At 78.0% G+C, this 2,411-nt stretch carries 2 protein-coding genes and 1 pseudogene; 1 reads left to right on the top strand and 2 read right to left on the bottom strand.

Annotated features, from left to right (window positions below):
* Positions 1-1,078, top strand: a 1,078-nt coding sequence (locus tag GTY56_RS00895) for an aminotransferase-like domain-containing protein (protein ID WP_161361493.1), incomplete at its 5' end; no start/stop codon positions are given.
* A gap of 133 nt (positions 1,079-1,211) precedes the next feature.
* Here the strand turns inward: GTY56_RS00895 and GTY56_RS00890 are convergent.
* Together GTY56_RS00890 and GTY56_RS40230 are read right to left on the bottom strand one after the other, a co-directional pair.
* Positions 1,212-2,015, bottom strand: coding sequence for an aminotransferase class IV (locus tag GTY56_RS00890; RefSeq protein ID WP_202509584.1), 804 nt, complete (start codon positions 2,013-2,015; stop codon positions 1,212-1,214).
* Positions 2,016-2,026: 11 nt separating this feature from the next.
* Positions 2,027-2,411, bottom strand: a pseudogene (locus tag GTY56_RS40230) (hypothetical protein); the annotation flags it as partial.

Genomic DNA, 2,411 nt, shown 5'->3' with positions numbered 1-2,411 from the left:
CCCGGCCTACGACCTGCGCCCCGGCAGCCCCGACCTCGCGTCCTTCCCGCGCACGGCCTGGCTCAAGGCCGCCCGCCGCGCCCTCACCGCGGCCCCGCACCACGCGCTCGACTACGGCGACCCCCGAGGCCGCCCCGAGCTGCGGGCCGCGCTCGCCGCCTACCTCTCCCGGGCCCGGGGCGTCCGCACCGGCCCCGAACACATCGTGGTGTGCGCCGGGTTCGCGCACGGCCTGAAGCTGCTCGGCACGGTCCTGAGGGCGCGCGGAGCACGGACGGTCGCGGTCGAGTCGTACGGTCTCGACGTGCACCGGAGGATCCTGGCCGGCTCCGGCCTGGACACCGCCCCGCTGCCCTTCGACCGGCTGGGCACGGACCCGGGCGCCCTCTCAGGCGCCGACGCGCTGCTGCTCACCCCGGCCCACCAGTTCCCCATGGGCGTGTCCCTGCACCGCGACCGCCGCACGGCCGTCGTGGACTGGGCCCGGCGCACCGGCGGTCTTGTGCTGGAGGACGACTACGACGGGGAGTTCCGCTACGACCGGCAGCCCGTCGGCGCGCTCCAGGGCCTTGACCCCGACCGGGTGGTCCATCTGGGCACCGCGAGCAAGTCCCTCGCGCCCGGGCTGCGGCTGGCCTGGATGGTGCTGCCGCCGGGTCTCGCCGACGAGGTCGCAGCGGCGAAGGGCGGCGTCGACACCTGCGGGGTGCTGGACCAGCTGACCCTGGCCGAGTTCCTCACCTCCGGCGCCTACGACCGGCACGTGCGCGCGTCCCGCCTGCGGTACCGGCGCCGCCGGGACGCCCTGGTCGCCGCCGTCACGGCCCGGGCCCCCGAGGCCCGCGTCACCGGCATCGCGGCCGGTCTGCACGTCCTGCTGCGCCTGCCCCCGGGCACCGAGCAGTCGGTGGTCCAGGCGGCGAACTGGCGGGGCCTCGCCCTCCACGGACTCGCCCGCTACACCCACCCCGCCGCGCGGTCCGGGCCCGTCGACGCCTTGGTCGTCGGCTACGGCACGCCGCCGGACCACGCCTGGTCGGGGGCACTGGACGCGCTGTCCGCCGTACTGCCCGGATAACCGCTCGAATTCACCCGAGGGTCAACGCCGGCAACCGGATCGCGACAGCGGCGCGCCTGGTCCCGAAAGGCTGAACAAGGCACCGGAAAAGCGCCGGTTCGCATGCGGCCCGGCGTCGCTCTTCTCCTCCGGTTCAGTCGGCCGGAAGCGGCTCCATAAGGCTGTCCAGCCACGTGCGCCATTCACCGGCCCGTTCCGCCGGCGGCACCCGCATCGGCCGTCCGACCCAGCCCGTCACGGGCCGGATGCCGTGCAGCGCGTTCACCAGCCACACCTCACGGCCGTCCAGCTCCGCCACGGTTCGCTCGCGGTGCGCGATCCGCAGCCCGGAGCGCAGCGCCCGCTCCTGCACCAGCCCGGCCGTCACGCTCGGCAGGACGGGCAGCCGCGGCGGGGGCAGGCACAGGGTGTCGTCCTCCCACCACAGGATGCCGGCCGTGGCCGACTCCAGGACCGTGCCCGAGCGGGCGATCAGCACCGCCTCCTGGGCGCCCTCGCCGGTGGCCCGGCGACGCACCTGGGCCAGGGTGTCGAGGTCCGGGCCCTTGCGCCGGGGCGCCGTCCGCGGATCGGACTGGCCCGCCGCCCACAGACGCACCCCTGTACCCAGCGGCGGAGCGGGGCGCAGCAGCAGCCGCAGCTCCAGGGACCCGGCCGCGAGTTCCACCCGGGGGAACCACTCCCCGGTTCTCGGCAGGGCAGCGGTCACGTCCTGCCAGAAGGCCGTCAGCCGGCGCGGTTCCGGCCCGCCGCAGTCACCGCAGGACCGCGAGAACCGCTCCCGGTGCCGGGCGTAGGCCCGCACCCGGCCCTCGCGCAGCAGCCAGGAGTCCGCGACGAGCAACCGCCCCCCGGCCGTCCGCTCCGGGGCCGGGGCCAGGCCACGGCCGGGCGTCCAGGTCCACAGGCCCTCCGCCACCGCCGGTCTCGTCACCATGGGTCCTCTCCTCAGCATCTGCGGCCCGCGACGGCGGGTGCCCCGTGCCGGGGCCCGTACGGCGCGTGCTCCAGCCAGGATCCACACCACGGCGGCACCGGCGCCAGGGGCACCGCGGCCCGCTGCCCGACCCGGACGTTCCGGCGGCGCGGCCTCGGGGGGTCCAGGGCCGTGCCGACGACGGCCATGTCGAACAGGCCCGCCGCGCGCCGCACCGCCGCGCGCCGCACCGCCGCGCGCCGCACCGCCGCGCGCCGCACCGCCGCGCGCCGCACCGCCGCGCGCCGCACCGCCGCGCGCCGCACCGCCGCGCGCCGCACCGCCGCGCGCCGCACCGCCGCGCGCCGCACCGCCGCGCGCCGCACCGCCGCGCGCCGCACCGCCGCGCGCCGCACC

Source organism: Streptomyces sp. SID5643, assembly GCF_009872555.1.
Lineage (GTDB): Bacteria > Actinomycetota > Actinomycetes > Streptomycetales > Streptomycetaceae > Streptomyces > Streptomyces iakyrus.
This window is presented reverse-complemented; position numbering and strand designations above follow the sequence as displayed.